Origin of the sequence: Hallella mizrahii, assembly GCF_009695775.1 — a bacterium.
Classification (GTDB): Bacteria; Bacteroidota; Bacteroidia; order Bacteroidales; family Bacteroidaceae; genus Prevotella; species Prevotella mizrahii.
The window spans coordinates 18,410-38,655 of the sequence record NZ_VUNG01000002.1; the positions used below are offsets into that span (position 1 = coordinate 18,410).

Consider the following 20,246-nt stretch of genomic DNA (forward strand, 5'->3'; position numbering starts at 1 on the left):
CGCCACAAGGTTATTTGACTTTTATCTTCTTTCCTTTCTGAATTGTGCTTCCCGAGATACCATTCAGCTTACGGAGTTTCTTCACCGTGGTATGGTTTCGTTCTGCAATCTCACTGAGGGTATCCCCGCTCTTGACGGTTACGCTCTTGGACTGCTGTCCCTCGTTTTTCTTCGATTTACTCTTCTTGCTGTTCCGGCTTCTTGAGCTACTTGAGTTTTTAGAACTACGGCTTTGGCTCTTCCGTGAGCGATAGCTGCGCTTACTCGAAGAGCGCTCTGTTTGCTCGCTGTCATTGTCATCATCGCTGTCATTTGCGCTGACCGTCTTTTGCTCATTGCCAGCCGGTGTCTTGTCGTCCTTCTGCGTTACCGGCGTCGTCCCAGTATTGTCAGCCTTGTCGTCATCGGCTTTTTTCTTACTTGAAGATCTCGACACGAGTGTTACTTGATTCTTGTTGACCACATAGTGCCCGCCTTCAGCCTCCACTTCTGTGCGCTTAGGCTGATAGTCTGCCGGTGTATAGGCATAGACAGAGTCCTCATTGTCGATAAACTTATTGATCATCGCTTCCGGCAGTCTGAGCGAAGCCTGTCCACTGTTGCCGTTGACAATGTCGCGGCGGTACTGAGGGTTGAGATCACGTATCTCGTCGATGTCCATCCCGAGTACATGGGCGATCTGCTCGAAATGCACGTCACGGTCAACCATCACGGTGTCTGTCTTATCCGGGAGTGTTGTCTTCAACGGGCAGATATTGTGATCGCAATAATAATTCATAATATAGTTGGCGGCAATAAATGCCGGCACATAGCCACGCGTTTCCTTAGGCAGACGCGGGTAAATTTTCCAGTAGTCACGCTCACCATGAGAGCGGCGGATGGCCTTATTGATCTTGTCAGCACCACAATTATAAGCGGCGATGACAAGATTCCAGTCTCCAAACTTCTTATAAAGGTCACTCAAATATCGAGCTGCGGCATAGGAAGCCTTATACAAGTCGCGACGCTCATCGACGAGCGAGTTGACAGTAAGGTCGTAGCGCTTTGCCGTTGAAATCATAAACTGCCAAAGCCCCACAGCACCTACACGGGAGACCGCCTGTGGATTGAGTGCCGACTCGATGACAGGAAGATACTTCAACTCAAGCGGCAGATCGTAAGCCTCCAAAGCTTCTTCAAAAACGGGAATATAGAAGTTTTGCGCTCCCAGCATATAGCCCACGGAATGACGCAACTCACCTGTGTAGCGGTCAATGAATTTCTGCACGATATCGTTGTAAGGCATCTCAATGATAGTCGGCAACTTGCTCAACCGTTGTTTGTAGACATCGGCCGAATAAGTACGGTTGACATCCGGCATATTACAGTTGGGATCGCGGGTCAGGTAATTCTTGGCCTTATAGATTTGAGTAGTACTGTCGAGTTCTTCCGTCATGGACGTAGGTAGGTCTATTTGCTCTTCCTTGCCATTGGCGTTGGTGACAGTCACAGTCTTCTCCTGGTTGACCTGCGCCCAAGCAGAGGGGACGAAAGCCAACAGCAGCAGCATGACAATGATATATGTTTTTCTCATAATGATATACTAAAAGTTTATGCTACACTGCAAGCCTATACCACTTTGGCGCAAGGCAAGCAGCGAATGGTCTGTGTCATTGGTGATGACGGTCGGCGAAACACGCAGGCTCAGGTTGGGTGAGATGTCGAACTGCGAGAGAGATGCATCGACATAAGCGTCAACCACAGAAAGTCCATAGATGCCGATCATCACAAACACGCTCATGTCGCGCCAACGGCGATAGCGGTCCTTGCGCTTACGGAACACCTCTTTCCATTTATCGGCATTCTCACTTGTAATCGTCGATCCCAAATGCAGGAACTTATTGTAACTCTCGGTTGTCGGGTCGTTGTCCATAATGTCGAGATAAGCTTGGCTGTAGTCGCGATACATCATGTTGTTCCACCTCAATGCGTATGCGCAACCGACAAATCCTCCATAGAAGATCGGCAGCTTCCAGTATTTGCGATTATAGATCTGTCCCGCTCCCGGCAGCACGAGTGCCAACCACAGAGCACGTTTCGGATCAGGCTTCCATGTAGCCCAGTCGCGGTGCCTGCGTTGATGAGCACTGTCACTTTGCACCGTGAAAGGCTGCCCGTCCTTTGTCAAGCCCATGACACGTGCGCTGTCGATGAGCATCGTGTCGGGCACAGCTTCCCGTTTTTGCTTCGCCTTCGCTTGATGCTGGGCTGTTGCCGGCAGCATCACCATCAGCAGTAAGGCTGAAAGCCCTGCCTTCATCATTATATGTCTCAGTGTATTCACACGTCTATTTATTGTTCTTGCTTGAGTTGATCTAATATTTCCATCAGCTTTTCAAAATCCTGCTCATTATTAAATGGGATACTGATCTTGCCTTTGCCTTTGCTGGTGCATGTCACAGCCACTTTGGTATGTAGCACACCTGCGAGGCGGTCGCGTGCCTGGGAGTAGGTCTCAGGCAATTGGGCCTTGGCAGCGATCTTCTTCTTTCCGCTTTCAATGTCCTCTCCGTTTTTTAGGTGCTGCACCATTTCCTCCACCTTTCTGACCGACCATCCGTTTTTTAGTATCTCTTTAAATACTTTCAACTGCAAAGAAGGACTGTCGAGAGCCAGCAGTGCACGGGCGTGCCCCATGTCGATCTCTTTCTTTTGCAGAGACATCTGTACTTGTGCCGGCAGTTTCAACAGTCTCAGATAGTTGGTGATGGCGGTACGACTCTTCCCGACTCTCTCCGACACCTTCTCCTGCGTCATACCGGTGTTCTCCAGCAGATGTTCATAGGCCAGGGCAATTTCAATGGCATTGAGATCCTCACGCTGGATGTTCTCCACAAGAGCCATCTCCATGACATTCTCGTCCTTGATGGTACGGATATATGCCGGGATTGTCGTCTTTCCCGCCAACTGCGATGCACGCCAACGACGCTCGCCGGCAATGATCTGAAAGCGGTTCTCGGCAATCTGCCGGAGTGTGATGGGCTGTATGATGCCAATCTCACGGATGCTGTTTGCCAACTCCTGCAAAGCCTCACTGTCGAAAAGGCTTCGCGGCTGATCGGCATTGGGCTCTATCTGATCGAGAGGTATTTCGCTGATGGTCGACGAGCCTTGCGTGCGCACCGACTCGGTAGAGATCAGCGCGTCAAGGCCACGGCCCAAAGCATTATATTTTTTGTGTACTGCCATATTGCAATGTTGAAAGTTGAGAGTTGAAAGTTGAAAGTTGAAAGTTGAAAGTTGAAAGTTGAAAGTTGAAAGTTGAAAGTTGAAAGTTGAGAGTTGAGAGTTGAAAGTTGAATGATGCGAGTGTAGAATTCAACTCTCAACTTTCAACTCTCAACTCTCATTCGTTTTTCTCAATGATTTCCTTAGCGAGGGAAAGATGGTTCTTCGCTCCCGTGGAGTCAGCATCATAAAGGATGACAGGCAGACCATGGCTTGGGCTTTCCGAAAGCTTCACGTTGCGCTGAATCACTGTTTTGAAAACCAGTTCCTGGAAATGACGCTTCACCTCATCATAGATTTGGTTGGCAAGTCTCAATCGGCTGTCATACATAGTCAGCAGGAAGCCCTCGATCTCGAGTTTCGGATTGAGCTTGCTCTTGACGATTTTAATGGTATTGAGCAGTTTGCTGATACCCTCCAGGGCAAAATACTCGCATTGCACCGGAATGATCACCGAGTTGGCTGCCGTCAGAGCATTGACAGTGATCAGGCCCAATGAAGGTGAGCAGTCGATGAGGATATAGTCATACTCGTCACGCAGAGGATCCAGTATGCCTTTGATTACCTTCTCGCGGTTCTTAAGGTTGATCATCTCTATCTCCGCTCCTACCAAGTCGATATGGCTGGGAATGATGTCGAGCTTCTCAATGTCTGTCGTATAAATGGCATCCCTCACATCAGCATGATCGATGATGCATTCATAGAGCGAACAGTCCACTTCACTAAGGTCTACACCGAGACCGCTGGATGCATTTGCCTGCGGGTCCGCATCCACTACGAGCACCGATTTCTCCAATGTAGCAAGAGAGGCCGCCAAATTGATAGTTGTCGTGGTTTTGCCCACGCCGCCCTTTTGATTGGCCAAAGCTATTATTTTTGCCATTTCTATTCGTCTTTAATGTCTGCCCTGATGGATGTCGTTACCCTTTCCTCCTCACGGGCAGACATGGAATTATGATTGCAAAGATACATATTTTAGACGAAAATGCCAATTATTATAGGTTTTTTCGTATTTTTGCAAGACAATTAATAGTAAACAGATGAAAAGCAACCGACCTCTGATATTGATTTCCAATGATGACGGCTATCATGCACCCGGCATCAAGAAGCTTGTAGACATCGTCAGACCTCTGGCCGATGTCCTCGTCGTGGCACCCGAAAGTGCACGTTCCGGATATTCCTGTGCCTTCTCCGCGACTGATTATCTACGACTCAAGCCGCGCCACAACATGGGCGACACCACAGTGTGGTCATGTACCGGCACGCCTGTCGACTGCGTGAAGATCGCCATCGACCAGTTTTGTAAGGAGCGTAAGCCCGACCTAATCCTCGGCGGCATCAATCACGGTGATAATTCTTCTGTGAATAATCATTACAGTGGCACAATGGGTGTCGCCAAGGAAGGGTGCCTCAAGGGCATTCCTTCTATCGCCTTCTCCAGTTGTTTCTACAACGAGGACGCCAACCTTGAGCCGCTGCGACCCTATGTGGAGCAGATTGTCAGCAAAGTACTGAAAGAAGGGCTGCCTAAAGGCATTTGTCTCAATGTCAACTTCCCCGCTACAGAAAGCTTTCAAGGTGTGAAGGTCTGCCGGATGACACGAGGCAGCTGGATCAGCGAGATCGTCAAAGAGCACCATCCGAGAGGCTATGACTATTTCTGGGTAGTTGGGAAATATCGCAACGATGAGCCACAAGCTGAAGACAGCGACCAATGGGCTCTCAACCACGGCTACGTAGCTATCACGCCGACCACCATCGATGTCACCGCCTATAACTTTATGGACACCGTTCGCGGCTGGGACATCAAGTAAAAAGCAGACGCGATTCAAGAAGTTAAAAGATTATGAACCTGGACAGACAAAACACATGAAATACTATCTCATAGCAGGCGAGGCTTCCGGCGACCTGCATGCCAGCCGGCTGATGCACAGCCTCAAAGAGCAGGACACGGCGGCCACCTTCCGCTTTATCGGTGGAGACATGATGGCGGCCGAAGGCGGTAAGCCTTTCCGGCACTACAAAGACTTGGCCTACATGGGCTTCATCCCCGTACTGCTCCATGCCCACACCATACTGCGCAACATGGCGCAATGTAAGGAGGACATCACCAGATGGGCGCCCGACGTGGTGATACTCGTCGACTATCCGGGATTCAACCTGAATATCGCCAAGTTTGTGCGTGCCAAGATGGGCATACCAGTGTTCTACTATATCTCGCCGAAAATATGGGCTTGGAAAGAGTGGCGCATCAAGGCAATCCGCCGCGATATCAGTGAACTGTTCTCCATCCTTCCTTTTGAAGTGGACTTTTTCGAGCACAAGCACCACTACCCAATCCACTACGTCGGCAACCCTACCGCGGAAGAAATAAAGACATTCCGCGACAGCTACCATGAATCAAAAGAAGCCTTCTGCCAACGTCATGGATTGGATCCCCACCGCCCAATTCTGGCATTGCTCGCCGGCAGCCGCAGACAAGAGATCAAAGACAACCTGCCCACGATGATCTCTTCCGCCCTGCCCTATTGTCAAGGCGAGAATGGCTACCAAATGGTATTGGCAGGAGCACCGTCCATCGACGATGACTATTATACCCGCATTCTCAAAGATCAGCCCGTCGCCAAGGTGAGCGAGGAAACTTACCAGTTGCTCTCCCATGCTACAGCTGCACTGGTCACCAGTGGCACGGCAACCCTTGAGACGGCCTTGCTCGGTGTCCCGCAAGTGGTTTGCTACAAGACACCCTTAGGTACATTGATCCGTTGGGCTTTCAACCACATCATCCACTGCCGCTTTATCAGTCTCGTCAATCTTATCGCCGACAAAGAGATCGTCAAAGAGCTCTTTGCCGACCGCTTCAGCGTGAAGAATATCCGCCACGAACTAAACCGCATTCTGCCCGGACAGCCAGACAGAGCCACCATGCTTAAAGGCTATCAGCTCGTAGCTGAGCGATTGGGCAAGCAAAGCGCGCCCGACACTGCCGCCAAGGAGATGATAGAGATTCTCAAACAGAGAGACCGATAACAAGCATAACCACTCTTACTCTTTTACGAGACAGATACTCACACCTTCGCGAAAAGACTGCTCTGGAAACCTTACACCAGGGTATCGAGACTGCTCTTGAGTCGCTGCAATTCATCACGCACAGTGATGAGCGTTGCCAACAGCTCTTGCGAGCGGTCGGCACCGTCTTTGTTCTCACGAAGATATTTCCGCGCATTGGCAATCTTGAAGCCACGCACTTTGATGAGGTTATAGATGACCTTTACTTCTTTAATGTCATCCTCGCTGTACTGTCGCACTTTGGTTCCAGGCACCGTCTTAGGATGAAGATTGGGAAACTCCTTTTCCCAATAGCGTAGCGTACTTTCCGCTACACCGACCATCTCCGCCACCTCCTTGATCGAGTAATAAAGCCGCTTGGGCTTGTCTGTTTTCAGCACCATAGCCTGATATTTTTACTATTTTGGGGCAAAGATAACAAAAAAGAATCATTTCTGCAATCTTTTTAGTACCTTTGCACCTGTATGTCAAAAGAATAAAGGAAACAAATAAAACATATATCATCATGATGACAGCAAATGAAATCCGCGACTCATTTAAAAAGTTCTTTGAGTCGAAAGGACACGTCATCGTTCCGTCTGCCCCAATGGTTATTAAGGACGACCCGACGTTGATGTTTACGAATGCAGGTATGAACCAGTGGAAAGACATCATCCTTGGCACCAAGGATCCTAATCCACGCCGTCGCTGCGACTCGCAGAAGTGTCTGCGCGTCAGCGGTAAGCACAACGACCTCGAAGAGGTGGGACACGATACTTACCACCACACGATGTTCGAGATGCTCGGCAACTGGAGTTTCGGCGACTACTTCAAAGAGGGAGCCATCGACTATGCATGGGAATATCTTGTCGACGTGCTGCACCTCAACCCCGCTGACCTCTATGTCACCGTTTTCGAAGGCGACCCTTCGGAAGGTCTGGAGCGCGACGACGAGGCTGCCAAGTATTGGAGCAAGCACGTGCCTGCCGACCACATCATCAACGGCAACAAGCACGACAACTTCTGGGAGATGGGTGAGACCGGTCCTTGTGGTCCCTGCTCTGAGATTCATGTAGACTCACGCCCTGAGAGCGAGAAAGCGAAGGTGCCCGGACGCGAACTCGTCAACAAAGACGACCCGCAGGTCATCGAGATTTGGAATATCGTCTTCATGCAGTTCAACCGCAAGGCCGACGGCAGTCTGGAACCACTGCCTATGCACGTCATCGATACCGGTATGGGCTTTGAGCGCCTCGTGCGTATGCTGCAAGACAAGAACTCCAACTACGACACGGATATCTTCCAGCCCATCATCAAGGAGATTGAGAACCTCTCAGGAAAGAAATATGGCTTCACCACGCCGACTGGAGAGAATGGTGAGGGTGCCAACGAGCAGGAAAAGATCGACATCGCCATGCGTGTGGTTGCCGACCACCTGCGTGCCGTGGCCTTCTCCATCGCCGACGGCCAGTTGCCCAGCAACGCCAAGGCTGGATATGTCATCCGCCGTATCCTGCGCCGTGCCGTCCGCTACGCATATACCTTCCTCGACCAGAAGAGTGCTTTCCTCTATAAGCTCATACCCGTACTCGTACAGGAGATGGGCGAGGCTTATCCCGAGCTGCCCGCCCAGCAGGAACTCATCAGCCGCGTGATGAAAGAAGAGGAGGACAGCTTCCTGCGTACCCTCGACAAGGGTATCCAGCTGCTCAGCGGCGACATGGACGAGCTGCGTGCTCACGGAAAGACCGAACTCGACGGTGAGAGTGCCTTCCGTCTCTTCGACACCTATGGCTTCCCACTCGACCTCACGGAACTCATCTGCCGCGAGAACGGCTACACTGTCGACGAAAAAGGCTTCGACGTGGAGATGGAGAAGCAGAAGGCTCGCGCCCGCAACGCTGCCGTCGTGGAGAACGGTGACTGGGTGGAGCTGCGCCAAGGCGAGCAGGAATTTGTCGGCTACGACTACTCTGAATACGAGTGCCACATCCTCCGCTACCGCAAGGTTACTCAGAAAAAGAACACTTTCTACGAGGTCGTTCTCGACCACACGCCGTTCTACGGCGAGATGGGCGGTCAGGTCGGCGATCAGGGCGTGCTCGTCTCTGAGGATGAGACCGTCAACGTCATCGACACCAAGCGCGAGAACAACCAAAGCATACATATCGTGAAGCAGATGCCAAAAAATCCGGAGGCTGACTTCATGGCTTGCGTAGATATTGACAAGCGCAACGGCTCTGCTGCCAACCACTCTGCCACTCACCTGCTCGACTATGCCCTCAAGCAGGTGCTCGGTGATCATGTGGAGCAAAAGGGATCTTATGTCGACGCCGACACACTGCGTTTCGACTTCTCCCACTTCCAGAAGGTCTCTCCCGAGGAACTGCGCAAGGTGGAGCGTATCGTCAACGAAATGATTCGTCAGGACATCCCGTTGGAGGAGCACCGCAACATGCCATTGGCTGAGGCTAAGGAACTGGGTGCTGTAGCCCTCTTCGGTGAGAAGTACGGCGACAAAGTGCGTGTAGTTCGTTTCGGGCCGAGTTGCGAGTTCTGCGGTGGCATCCACGTAAAGAGCACCGGCCACATCGGCTTCTTCAAGATCATCTCTGAGAGCAGCGTGGCTGCTGGCGTTCGCCGTATTGAGGCCCTCACAGGTAAGGCTTGCGAGGACGCTATCTATGAGGTAGAAGATATGATGAAAGACATCCAGGCTTTGTTCAACAATGCCAAGGATCTCAAGGCCACCATCGAGAAGAGCATCTCTGAGAACGCAGCACTGAAGAAGCAGGTGGAAGGCTTCCGCCAGCAGACCGTAGACCGCACGGCAAAGACTCTCGCCGAGCATGCTCAGGAGGTGAACGGGGTGAAGGTTGTCAAGGCTGTATTGCCCGTTGACCCAGCCTCTGCCAAGGACATTGTCTTCAAAGTACGCGAGCAGATTCCCGAGAATCTCGTCTGTGTGCTGGGATCGCACCACGACAACCGTCCATTGCTCTCTGTGATGTTCTCCGATGATATCGTCAAGGATCATAATCTCAATGCCGGCAAGATCATCCGCGAGGCTGCCAAGCTCATCCAGGGCGGTGGTGGTGGTCAACCCCACTATGCTCAAGCTGGTGGCAAGAACGCTGACGGTCTCTCTGCTGCCGTGGACAAGATCATCGAGCTCATCGAACTGTAAGAATCATAAGGGATAAGTCTTATTTCATAAAGCACGGTCATCTTCCATGCTATATATATAATAAGGTGTAACCCACATCGCAGATATCCGCTGCCTTCCAAATTTATTTTGGAAGGCAGCGTTTTTTGTTTCCCCCATAAGTCCACAGCCGTGATGCCTGCGAAGGTGTACATTCGTTCTGAAATAGGGGAAGAAAAGTTATCAGAAAAAAGAAGCGGAATCTAAAAACCTTCACTCTCAACTATTTCTTTTATTTTTGCAGCAGCGATAAAAAGAGAATCATTTAACCATTTTATACTAAACCAACTATTACGTATGAACAGTAAACCATTACTAACCATCGCTGCCTTAGGTCTTTGTGCCACCACATGGGCACAGGCTCCGGCATTTCCCGGCGCAGAGGGCAACGGTCGCTATGTCACCGGCGGACGTGGAGGCAAGGTCGTGCATGTAACCAATCTCAACGACTCCGGAACCGGATCACTGCGGGCCGCCGTAAAAGGTACCGACAAGAAAATCGTCGTCTTCGATGTGGGCGGTGTCATCCCATTGTCATCTGAACTGAAGATTGGTGCCAACACCACCATTCTCGGACAGACAGCCCCCTACCCCGGCATCACGCTCCGGTACTATACCGTCAGACCCGGCGACAACAACATCATCCGGTTCATACGTGTCAGACGCGGACAGGAAAAGGAATGCGACGACGGTGCTGACGCCTGCTGGGGCAAGAACCTCAACGGGCTCATCCTCGACCACTGCTCACTGTCGTGGAGCATCGACGAGGTGGGATCTTTCTACGACAACAACAACTTCACCATGCAGTGGTGTACACTCGGCGAAAGCCTCAACAATGCCGGACACGACAAAGGGGCTCACGGCTATGGCGGCATCTGGGGCGGCAAACTCGCCAGCTTCCACCACAACATGATCGCCCACGTGGCCAACCGCGCCCCACGCTTCAATGGCGCACGCTACAACTGGACGGGATACACCGCCAACAGCCTCTTCTCCACCTACAAATGGCCCAATGCCGTGCAAGCCGAGAATGTCGACTTCCGCAACTGCCTCATCTTCGACTGGGGCACGGGAGGATGCTATGGCGGCCCCGGGGGCGGCTACATCAATATGGTGAACAACTACTATAAGGCTACGCCCGAGGTGAAAAACAAAAACCGTATCACCACTGTGTCCATCGCCAACAGCACGACATCTGCCGACGAGAAAACCTATCTCGACATGACCAGCCGATACTATATCAGCGGCAACTATGTCGACGCTAAGGACAGCAAGGGCAAAGTATATGGAGCCGACTACGACTGGAAGGGCGTGAAGTATGACGAGGGTGTGCAGACCATCAATGGTGAGGAATACACCAAAGACTCACTCTACGCCTATGGTAAGGATGTGGAGCACGTCAACAATGCCCAAGGCATCCCCTGCGTGCGCATCAAACTCGACAAGGCCGTGGCTCCTACCGGCGAGGTGACAACCCACTCCGCCGAGAATGCCTACAGCAAGATCATGGCCTATGGCGGTGCCTCGCTCTTCCGCGACGATGTGGACAACCGCTATATGACAGAGGCCAAGAATGGTGCATCGACCTATACAGGCTCTGTGACAGGCATCAAGGGTCTCATTGACAAGGTCAGCGATGTAGATGGTTATACTGAGGCCAACTTCCCCACCGGCAAACGGGCTGCTGACTTCGACAGCGACGGCGACGGCATGCCAAACGTCTGGGAGAAAGCCAACGGCCTCAATCCCGACGATGCCAGCGATGCCAACACATACACATTGGACGCGAAAGGCTATTATACCAATCTGGAAGTCTATGCCAACTCACTCGTAGAGTATATCATGAAGGCTGAAAACAAGGATGCCATCACCAATGTCGATGAATATTATCCCACTTGCACGAAGGCCGACGGATTAGACTATTACTCCGGGAAAATCGTGGAGCGGGTATCACCATCAGATACCAATACGTCTTCCGACACCAAAACCGAGAAAGCCCTCTACTCTACGACTTTCACCGACTGGACAGATGCCAAGGCCAGCACGACAGAAACGACGGTGACGCAATCAACGAAGTATAGCCATGAGACGCTCACCTTTTCCATCTTCGACACACAGATCTGTTCCACCAACCAAAACACAAATAAGTTCCCCAACTGGACGGGCGGCTATCTGATGTGTAGCAAAAGCGCTGATCCATATGTCATCACCTCTCCACTGGCCAGCATCACCCGTGTGCACTTTCGCCATGGAGCCACGGGCAGCAATCGTGGTTGGAAATTGGAGGCTAAAGGCGACGGCGACACAGACTGGACAGTGCTGAGCAATGCCGTAGCTGCTACGCAACAAGGCACAGATGTCGAAGTGGATGTCAACCGCACCAACTGTCAACTGCGCTTCACCAATCTCAACGCTTCACAAAATGCTTATCTCTTCCAACTCGACATCTACGGCAATGTGAGCACGGGCAATCAGCCTTCTCTCGCCTCCTTTTCCGCCTACGGCAAGGAGTACACCGCAGAGGACTTTTTTACCGAAAATGCCAATGGCAACTATGAGGGCACTGTAGAGGTGAGCAAAAGGTCTGATATGGTCAGTGCCTCTAATGCCATCACCACTACTGTGGGTAATGGTACTATTGGCACCATCACTTATAAAGAGGTATCCAGCGATGTCAACAGCAGCAAGCCAGCCTGCGATGTCACCATTCCCGTGACACTCGCCACGACTGGAACTGTCAAGACCTATATCGTTCACTTCGTTTGGAAACCTGACTATACTGTCCTCTACCACGACACCGATGACAAGGTGATCGCCAAGCAGGCTGTCGAGAAAGGCGACCCAATCAACAAACTCAACGACGGCGCAGCTGTCACCGTGCCTTCGGGCAGCAAATTCCGTGGCTGGCTCTTCAAAGCCGATGGTGAGGAAAAGGCCAACGCCGCCACCACAGTAGACGAGAAAGCGCTCAACCTCTATGCCCTGGTCACGGACATCGAGAACGATGAGCCCAACGAGCGGCATGCTTATAACTTGAAAGATAAGTATTTCTATGCCGAGGATCACGAGGGCTTTCTGCCTCTGTCAGCCTACAGCTACAATGGCGCTCAGCATGGTCTTTATTTCAAGCCGGGCTCCATCACATTGCCCGTCATGGGCAACGCCATCGTCATCGTGGAAGCCTGCAAATATAGCAAGACGGCCTTGACACTCTCCGACTCCAAAGGCAACACTCTCGGAACCATAGCCATCCCCACTACCGACGGCACCCGCACTGCCATCCGCTATACCGGTAAGGCTGATCATCTGTCGCTGTCTTTTCCCGACGGTGAGGTGTATCTCCATGCCCTTACCGTCATCAACATGGGCAGCGGCGATATTGCCAAGAACCATGAGGATTACTATGTGGCAGATGCAGGCAGTGCCAGCAGTCTGCTCAACATCTTCGACATGATCGCTGCCTACGGTGACGCCTCCTCACGCACAAAAGTATTCCTGCCCAACGGTGTCTACAACTTAGGCAAGGCCACCGAGCAAGAGTTGCCCATCGACAAACTCTCACTCATCGGACAGAGCACTGACAGCACGATCATCGTCACCGCTCCGGATGCTTCCGTCGAAGGGCTCGGCAAAGCTGACCTGTTCCTCAACACCAAAAAGGATCTCTACCTGCAGGATCTCACACTGAAAAACGCGCTCGACTACTATGGTGCAGGTGCTGCCGGACGTGCCGCCGTATGGCAGGACCGTGGCGACCGCACCATCTTCCGCAATGTCAAGATGCTCTCTTATCAGGATACCTACTACAGTCAGAACAATGCTATGCAGAGCTACTTCGAGGATTGCGACATCCACGGCACCGTAGACTTCATCTGCGGTGGCGGTGACGTACGCTTCCAGCACACCACGCTTTCACTCGAACCGCGTAATGCCAAAGGTGAAGGCGGACGCACCATCACAGCCCCCACAACCACAACCAACTACGGATATGTCTTTGACGACTGCTCCATCGTGGATTTGGCCAAGGGCAAGGGTGACTGGAACTATGGCCGCACATGGCAAGGCAAACCCATTTGCGTGTTCCTCAACACCACCCTTGACGACAATGCCGCTGCCACCATCGTCTCTTCACGGTGGACACAGAAAGGTATGAACAACACCGACCCGAAGGTCTTTGGCGAATACGGCACAAAGAATGCTGCCGGGCAGGACATCACTCCCGCCAGCAACGTCATCGCATCTTATGGTGGCAACATAGAGACCATCCTCTCTGCCACGCAAGCCGCTGCCTATGACTACGACAAGATGTTCACCAACTGGGACCCCAAGGCTCTCGCCACACAGTTGACCGTTACAGGTGTCAACCTCTCCGCTGGCATTCTCTCATGGGACGCAAGCCAAGGTGCCACCGCCTACGCTGTTTTTGCCGACGGCAAGTTGCTGGACTTCACTACTGCCACCAGTCTCTCTGTCGATGGCAAAGCCAAGACCTACTCTGTCCGAGCTGCCAATGCTATGGGCGGACTGGGACCTCAAGCAACAGTAAACATCACGAATAGCATCGCGGACAACCTCATCGAAAAGCCTTCCCAAACATATTACTATGCTCTCCAAGGCACTCGTCTGTCATCTCCCCGCCAAGGTCTCAACATCCGCGTCCGCAACTACCAAGGAGCCGGACACAAGGCACAGAAGATCATCGTGAAAAGGTGAAAAAGCAAAAGGATAAAAAACAATAGATAAGCAAAGGGCATAAGATGAGAATCCGATATTGAGTCGAATCATGATTTGGATATATATAGGTTGGTCAGGATAATAAGGAGGTGACCACATACCTCCCTTCACAATTAGGCGAGCCCTGGGGCTCGCCTATGCTATTTTAGGTTAAGATGCAAAGAACAGATTGGCAGCCTACAACGACTTACCCAAAGACTATGCATTGAAAGAATTCTCAATACCATCTTCAACAACACAACTAATTATCAATAGAAGATTTGCATAATACAATGATTTTTCCTATTTTTGCATAAAACAATTATTGATATGGGAAATACTACAACTATAAGGCGTCCGACTTCTTTCCGTTTTGACAATGAGCTGATAGAGACTCTAAAGAAACGAGCCAAAGAGGCTCACAGCAGTCTTAACAATTATGTTGAGAGTTTGCTCAAGGAAGCTGTGGAAGCACCTAATGAAGAAACAAAAGCAGCAATGGATGAAGCCCGCCATCATGCGGACGTGATTGAAAAGGGCATCTCTGATGACAATGACTACGTGGACCTTACCAGTGTAGAAGCTATGCTAAAGTCAGCAGGGATATAAAGAAGCTACATCAGACAATTGTTGGGAATGCCATGTACAAAGTGATATTTTACTCATATGGATAGAAGGGGATATAATAGGACTTCTCCGACTGGGTTCCCATTCTGATTTGTTTGGTAGCGGACGGAAACGTTAGAAACCACCGCCACAGCATCTCCGGACTCCTATCATTTTCGAAGAATAATCATCAGCACGGAAGAATTCATCGAACTGACCATCATAAAATACAAAGATACTGATTTCCCGAGACCAACAGAAGCCTTTCGATATTTTTATGTACTTATATGTCTCTAATTATTCACTTGAGAAAGTTAAGTATAAACAACCGTAAGGCTGTTGCTGTCTCTGCAAAGGTAATCAATTTTTTTCTAATCACAACTCGTCGCCGGCATCCTTTCATGGGATCCAAGCCAAGGTGCCACCGCCTATGCGGTCTTTGCCGACGGCAAGTTGCTGGACTTCACCACCGCCACCAGTCTCTCTGTCGACGGCAAAGCCAAGACCTACTCTGTCCGAGCTGCCAACGCCATGGGAGAATTAGGTCCGGAAGCTACTGTGGTCATCCCCAACAGCATCGCTGGCGACCTCATCGAAAAGCCTTCTAAGACTTCTTATTATGTTCTCCAAGGCACTCGCCTGTCATCTTCCCGTCAAGGCCTCAATATCCGTGTCCGCAAAAATAGAAGGTCAGAGAAAAAGACGAAATGGAAGAGAGTAAAAAAATGGGCGACTTGCGCCGCCCTCAAATGTTTTCACAACGGAATCATCCTTATTGTGATTAGCAAAAAATTATGTGGCAAAGATAATAAAAAAAAAGATTCAATGCAAGTCCTTTAATATATTTTTTGTATTTTTGCCTCCGAAACACAATCATATTCTAACATGAACAAGAAGATTATTGGACTTGACCTTGGAACAAATAGCATCGGCTGGGCTTTAGTCGAAAAGGATACAGAGCAAAACGATGGTAAAATCATTGATGTCGGTAGCCGTATCATACCAATGCCCCAAGATGCCATCAGCAAGTATGAAACCGGCAACTTACAGTCGGCAGCTTCTGTGCGCACCGATTATCGTGGCATGCGCCGTCTTTATGAGCGAGCCGAGCTGCGCCGCTCACGTTTGTTACGCGTATTGAACATCTTAGGCTTTCTTCCAGAACATTATAGGGAAGCCATTGACTTTACCAACCACTTAGGTCAATTTAAAGACCACGGAGAGCCCTTGCTACCCTACAAGAGAAACGAGGAAGGAAAAAATGAATTTATCTTCAAAGACGCATTTCATGAGATGCTGGAAGATATGCGCACCCATCACCCAGAACTTGTTGCCAACGGCAAAAAGATACCTTACGACTGGACTATCTATTATCTGCGTAAGAAAGCTCTATCGCAATCCATCAGCAAAGAAGAATTGGCTTGGATCATTCTCAACTTCAATACGAAACGCGGTTATTACCAACTACGTGGGAAAGAAGAAGAGACCGCTACCAACGACAATCAAGTCTACGACGTGTTGGAAGTGTCTAATGTAGAAGAAACAGGGCCAAATAATAAGAAGAAAGGCTATAACTGGTATTTAATACATTTTACTAATGGGAAAGTACAAAACCGTACTTGGAAAGAAGCACCCTGTCACATCGGCGATAAAGTAGAGTGCATCATCACCTATCAGGTAAAGAAAGACGGTTCACCCAAACTTGACGAGAATGGTGAGCAACTCTACAAAATTACAGCTCCCGACCCCAATGACTGGACACTGAGGAAAAAGCGCACAGAATCCATCATCAACAATGAACATGTCACAGTAGGAGCATACATCTATGATCATTTGATGGAACATCCCGAAGACAAGATACGGGGAAAGTATGTGCATACCATTGAACGCAAATATTATAAAGAGGAGCTGCGGATCATTCTTGACAAACAGAAAGAGTATATACCCGAGTTGCGTGACAAGGATCTACTGTCACAATGTATTTCTGAACTCTACCAAAATAACGAAGCGCACCGCAAGGCCTTGAATGACCAGGACTTCACACGCCTCTTCGTCGATGATATTATTTTCTATCAGCGCCCTCTGAAGAGCAAGAAGAGTCTCATTGCCGACTGTCCTTTAGAGTTCTACCCTTATAGAGACAAAGATGGAGTTTGGAAGCATCGCCCCATCAAATGTACGCCACGCTCCAATCCTCTCTTTCAAGAATTTCGACTCTGGCAGTTTATACAAAATCTGAGAATCTTTCTTCGTGAGCAAAAGGAGGAGGATGGGAAGTTGAAGTTAGATGTTGATGTCACCAACCAGTTCCTTTCAACCCCCGAGGACTATTGCGACCTCTTCGACTGGATGAAACAGAAGAGCGACATCACACAGAAACAGTTACTGGCATATCCTGCCTTCCATCTTGGGAAGAAGACAAAGGACTATCGATGGAATTATGTCGATGACGACAAGCACACCTATCCCCTTTGCAGTACTCATCACGATATTTGTCAGGCACTGAAGAATGTTGATGGAGCGCCATCGCTCTCAACTGGGCAAGAGGAGAACCTCTGGCACATTCTCTACTCTGTCGACGACCGATATGAATTGGAAAAAGCTCTTTGTCACTTTGCAGAAAAGTACAGTCTGGATAGCGAAAGCTTTGTCAACGCCTTCATGACGTTCAAACCATTTGATAACTCCTACGCCAGTTACTCCGAGAAAGCTATTAAAAAGATGTTACCCTTGATGCGTACCGGACGCTACTGGAACGTAGAAGGAATTGATTCACGCACTTTACAGAGGATCGAACATCTGATCACAGGTGAAGCCGATGACAACATCAGCAATAGTGTACGTGAGAAATGTCAGGGATTAGACCAGATAGAAAAATATCAGTTCCTGCCTGTATGGAAAGTCTGTTATGTGGTTTACAATCGCCACTCTGAAGCCATAGACACAGGACGTTGGTCATCACCCGAAGACATTGACAACTATCTGAAGAGTGAACTACGTCAAGGTTCTCTCCGCAACCCAGTTGTGGAAAGTGTCTTGACAGAGTCTCTGCGTGTCGTACGAGATGTTTGGAAACAATATGGTAAGCCTGAAGAGGTACATATAGAGATGGGGCGTGACCTGAAACAGAATAAAGCCCAACGCCAAAAGGCCAACAGTGCCATGCTTACCAACCAGCAAACCAACCTGCGTATCCGGTGCATGCTCCAGGAGTTTGCTGATCCAGAATTTCATATCGACAACGTCAGACCACAATCACCCAGTCAGCAGGAGTTGCTAAAGATCTACGAGCAAGGAGTGCTTGACAGCACCGACAACATTCCCGACGACATCCAGACCATCATTGACCACATTGGAGACAAGAACAAAGGCGCAAGCAGAAGCGACATGCTGCGTTATAAACTTTGGCTGGAACAAAAGTATCAATCCCCCTACACAGGCCAGCCCATCTCTCTATCCCGGCTCTTTACATCGGAATACGAGATTGAGCATGTCATCCCCCAAGCACGATATTTCGATGATTCACTAAACAATAAAGTCATCTGCGAAACGGAGGTAAATCGCGAAAAAGGCAGTATGCTCGCTTACGAATTCATCAAGTCCAAAGGCGGAATGATTGTAAAAGGTACTGGTGGGCGTCAATACAAGATCCTCGATACTGTACAGTATGAGGAATTTGTCAAAAGCCACTATTCCTCCAACAAGCGCAAGATGCGCAACCTGCTGCTTGATGACATTCCTGACAGTTTCATCAGCAAGCAGCTTAACGACACTCGTTATATGGCTCGTAAGGCTTTGGATATATTCTCACATCTTGTGAGAGAGGAGCACAAAGACGATAGTGCCGTATCTAAGAATGTCATTGCATGCAATGGGGCTATCACAGACCGGTTAAAGAAAGACTGGGGCTTAAATGATGTTTGGAACGACATCGTAGCTCCACGCTTTGAGCGCATGAATGCCATTACTCACTCCACAGACTATGGCCAGTGGGTATGCAAAGAGGGTAAGCGCTATTTCCAAATCAACATCCCATTGGCTCTCTCCAAGGGATTCAGCAAGAAACGCATAGACCATCGCCATCATGCCATGGATGCTATCGTCATTGCATGCACCACTCGCAACATCGTCAACTATCTCAACAATGCTTCAGGTGCAGACACAGAGGCACGCCATGATTTAAGAAACGCTGTATGCTTCAAGAATAAGAACGCTGATGGCAGTGGCAACTACCAATGGACAATAAAAAAGCCCTGGTGTACATTCACACAGGATGCACACACTACTCTCGACCATACTGTCGTGAGTTTCAAGCAGAATAACAGAATCATCACACAGACCTCCAACCGCTATTGGCACTATAGCAACGGCAAAAAGGTTCTAGACCGACAAACGAAAGGCGACCATTGGGCTATAAGGAAGTCACTACACAAGGCAACCGTTTCTGGTGCTCTTTACATGCCAGAGAAGAAAAAAGTAAAACTTAAACTAGCACTGGAAGACATCAATGCCATTTGCAATGCAAAAGCCAGAAAAGTAATCCGACACATCATCAACGAAACGTATCATGGTCATGTGGACAACGCCACGCTTCTGAAATACTTCAAAGCGAGAGACTATCTGATCAATGGCATCAACTTCAACACGCTAGAAATGAGAATCGTTCCTGCTCAGCCCAACTATACCGCATCAAGAGTGGCCCTTGACAGTACTTTCACCGAAAAAGATATTGAGAAGGTAACTGATACGGGCATACAGTCTATTCTCAAACGCCATCTGGAACACTATATCGATGACAAGGGTAGATACGATTGTGCTGCCGCTTTCTCTCCGGAAGGAATTGACGAGATGAACGAACATCTGACAGAGCTCAATGGCGGGAAGTCCCATAAGCCCATCTATAAGGTAAGGGAAAAAGAGACCATCGGATTAAAATTCAACATAGGGACAGCCGGCTTTAAGAATAAAAAGTTCGTGGAAGCAGACAAGGGTACGAACCTCTTCTATGCCGTTTATGCCGACAATGAAGGCAAGCGCTCTTTTGAGAGTATTCCACTCAACATGGCAATTGAGAGAAAGAAAAACAAGATGGATGTTGCCCCAGCTATGAATGCCAAGGGCGACAAGTTGCTGTTTGTTCTCTCACCGGGCGATCTCGTCTACTTGCCCCAAGAAGGCGAACATGTTGCCCTGCCTTTGGATGAGAACCGTATCTATAAGATGGTGTCATGCTCAGTGGCACGCAGCTATTTTGTTCCATATTGTTCTGCATGTATGATTAGTGACAAAATAGAATATGGTCCACTCAACAAGATGGAACGTTCCTTGGATGGCATCATGATAAAGACCACATGTATCAAGCTGAAAGTTGATCGTCTCGGACACATCAGTATCTGAGAAAAAAAAT

The 20,246-nt window shown here is 49.5% G+C and carries 12 protein-coding genes and 1 pseudogene; 8 read left to right on the plus strand and 5 right to left on the minus strand.

Annotated features, from left to right (window positions below):
- Positions 1-10: 10 nt before the first annotated feature.
- The 4 genes from FYJ73_RS01020 to FYJ73_RS01035 all read right to left on the minus strand — a co-directional run bounded on the left by FYJ73_RS01020 (position 11) and on the right by FYJ73_RS01035 (position 4,150).
- Positions 11-1,573 (minus strand): lytic transglycosylase domain-containing protein, encoded by a 1,563-nt coding sequence (locus FYJ73_RS01020; RefSeq protein WP_154532747.1) that lies wholly within the window; start codon positions 1,571-1,573, stop codon positions 11-13.
- Between the two features lie 9 nt (positions 1,574-1,582).
- Positions 1,583-2,299, minus strand: coding sequence for a DUF5683 domain-containing protein (locus FYJ73_RS01025; RefSeq protein ID WP_154533008.1), 717 nt, complete (start codon positions 2,297-2,299; stop codon positions 1,583-1,585).
- Between the two features lie 32 nt (positions 2,300-2,331).
- A complete protein-coding gene (locus FYJ73_RS01030; protein WP_154532749.1) occupies positions 2,332-3,228 on the minus strand; it encodes a ParB/RepB/Spo0J family partition protein in 897 nt (298 codons plus the stop codon).
- 157 nt (positions 3,229-3,385) lie between these two features.
- Positions 3,386-4,150: a ParA family protein gene (locus tag FYJ73_RS01035; protein ID WP_154532751.1), complete on the minus strand. Its 765-nt coding sequence runs from the start codon at positions 4,148-4,150 to the stop codon at positions 3,386-3,388.
- 157 nt (positions 4,151-4,307) lie between these two features.
- Between FYJ73_RS01035 and surE the strand changes: the two genes are divergently transcribed.
- Both surE and lpxB read left to right on the plus strand, forming a co-directional pair.
- On the plus strand, positions 4,308-5,081 hold the full coding sequence (gene surE, locus FYJ73_RS01040) for a 5'/3'-nucleotidase SurE (RefSeq protein ID WP_154532753.1): 774 nt from the start codon (positions 4,308-4,310) through the stop codon (positions 5,079-5,081).
- Positions 5,082-5,136: 55 nt separating this feature from the next.
- On the plus strand, positions 5,137-6,297 hold the full coding sequence (gene lpxB / locus FYJ73_RS01045) for a lipid-A-disaccharide synthase (protein ID WP_154532755.1): 1,161 nt from the start codon (positions 5,137-5,139) through the stop codon (positions 6,295-6,297).
- A gap of 71 nt (positions 6,298-6,368) precedes the next feature.
- Here the strand turns inward: lpxB and FYJ73_RS01050 are convergent, their stop codons facing one another.
- Positions 6,369-6,719, minus strand: coding sequence for a MerR family transcriptional regulator (locus tag FYJ73_RS01050; protein ID WP_154532757.1), 351 nt, complete (start codon positions 6,717-6,719; stop codon positions 6,369-6,371).
- Between the two features lie 122 nt (positions 6,720-6,841).
- Between FYJ73_RS01050 and alaS the strand changes: the two genes are divergently transcribed.
- The 6 genes and pseudogenes from alaS to cas9 all read left to right on the plus strand — a co-directional run bounded on the left by alaS (position 6,842) and on the right by cas9 (position 20,236).
- Complete coding sequence (alaS, locus tag FYJ73_RS01055) at positions 6,842-9,502, plus strand: alanine--tRNA ligase (protein WP_154532759.1); 2,661 nt, start codon at positions 6,842-6,844, stop codon at positions 9,500-9,502.
- Positions 9,503-9,817: 315 nt separating this feature from the next.
- Positions 9,818-14,233 carry a pectinesterase family protein gene (locus FYJ73_RS01060; protein WP_154532761.1) on the plus strand — a complete coding sequence of 1,472 codons (4,416 nt, stop codon included), beginning with the start codon at positions 9,818-9,820 and terminating at the stop codon, positions 14,231-14,233.
- Between the two features lie 330 nt (positions 14,234-14,563).
- Entirely contained in the window at positions 14,564-14,842 is a 279-nt protein-coding gene (locus tag FYJ73_RS01065; protein WP_206081657.1) for a toxin-antitoxin system protein, read from the plus strand.
- 25 nt (positions 14,843-14,867) lie between these two features.
- Positions 14,868-14,978, plus strand: a pseudogene (locus FYJ73_RS01070) (type II toxin-antitoxin system YafQ family toxin); the annotation flags it as partial.
- Between the two features lie 392 nt (positions 14,979-15,370).
- Positions 15,371-15,679 (plus strand): hypothetical protein, encoded by a 309-nt coding sequence (locus FYJ73_RS01075; protein WP_206081658.1) that lies wholly within the window; start codon positions 15,371-15,373, stop codon positions 15,677-15,679.
- 45 nt (positions 15,680-15,724) lie between these two features.
- Positions 15,725-20,236, plus strand: a complete 4,512-nt coding sequence (gene cas9 / locus FYJ73_RS01080) for a type II CRISPR RNA-guided endonuclease Cas9 (protein ID WP_154532765.1) — start codon at positions 15,725-15,727, stop codon at positions 20,234-20,236.
- Positions 20,237-20,246 lie beyond the last annotated feature (10 nt).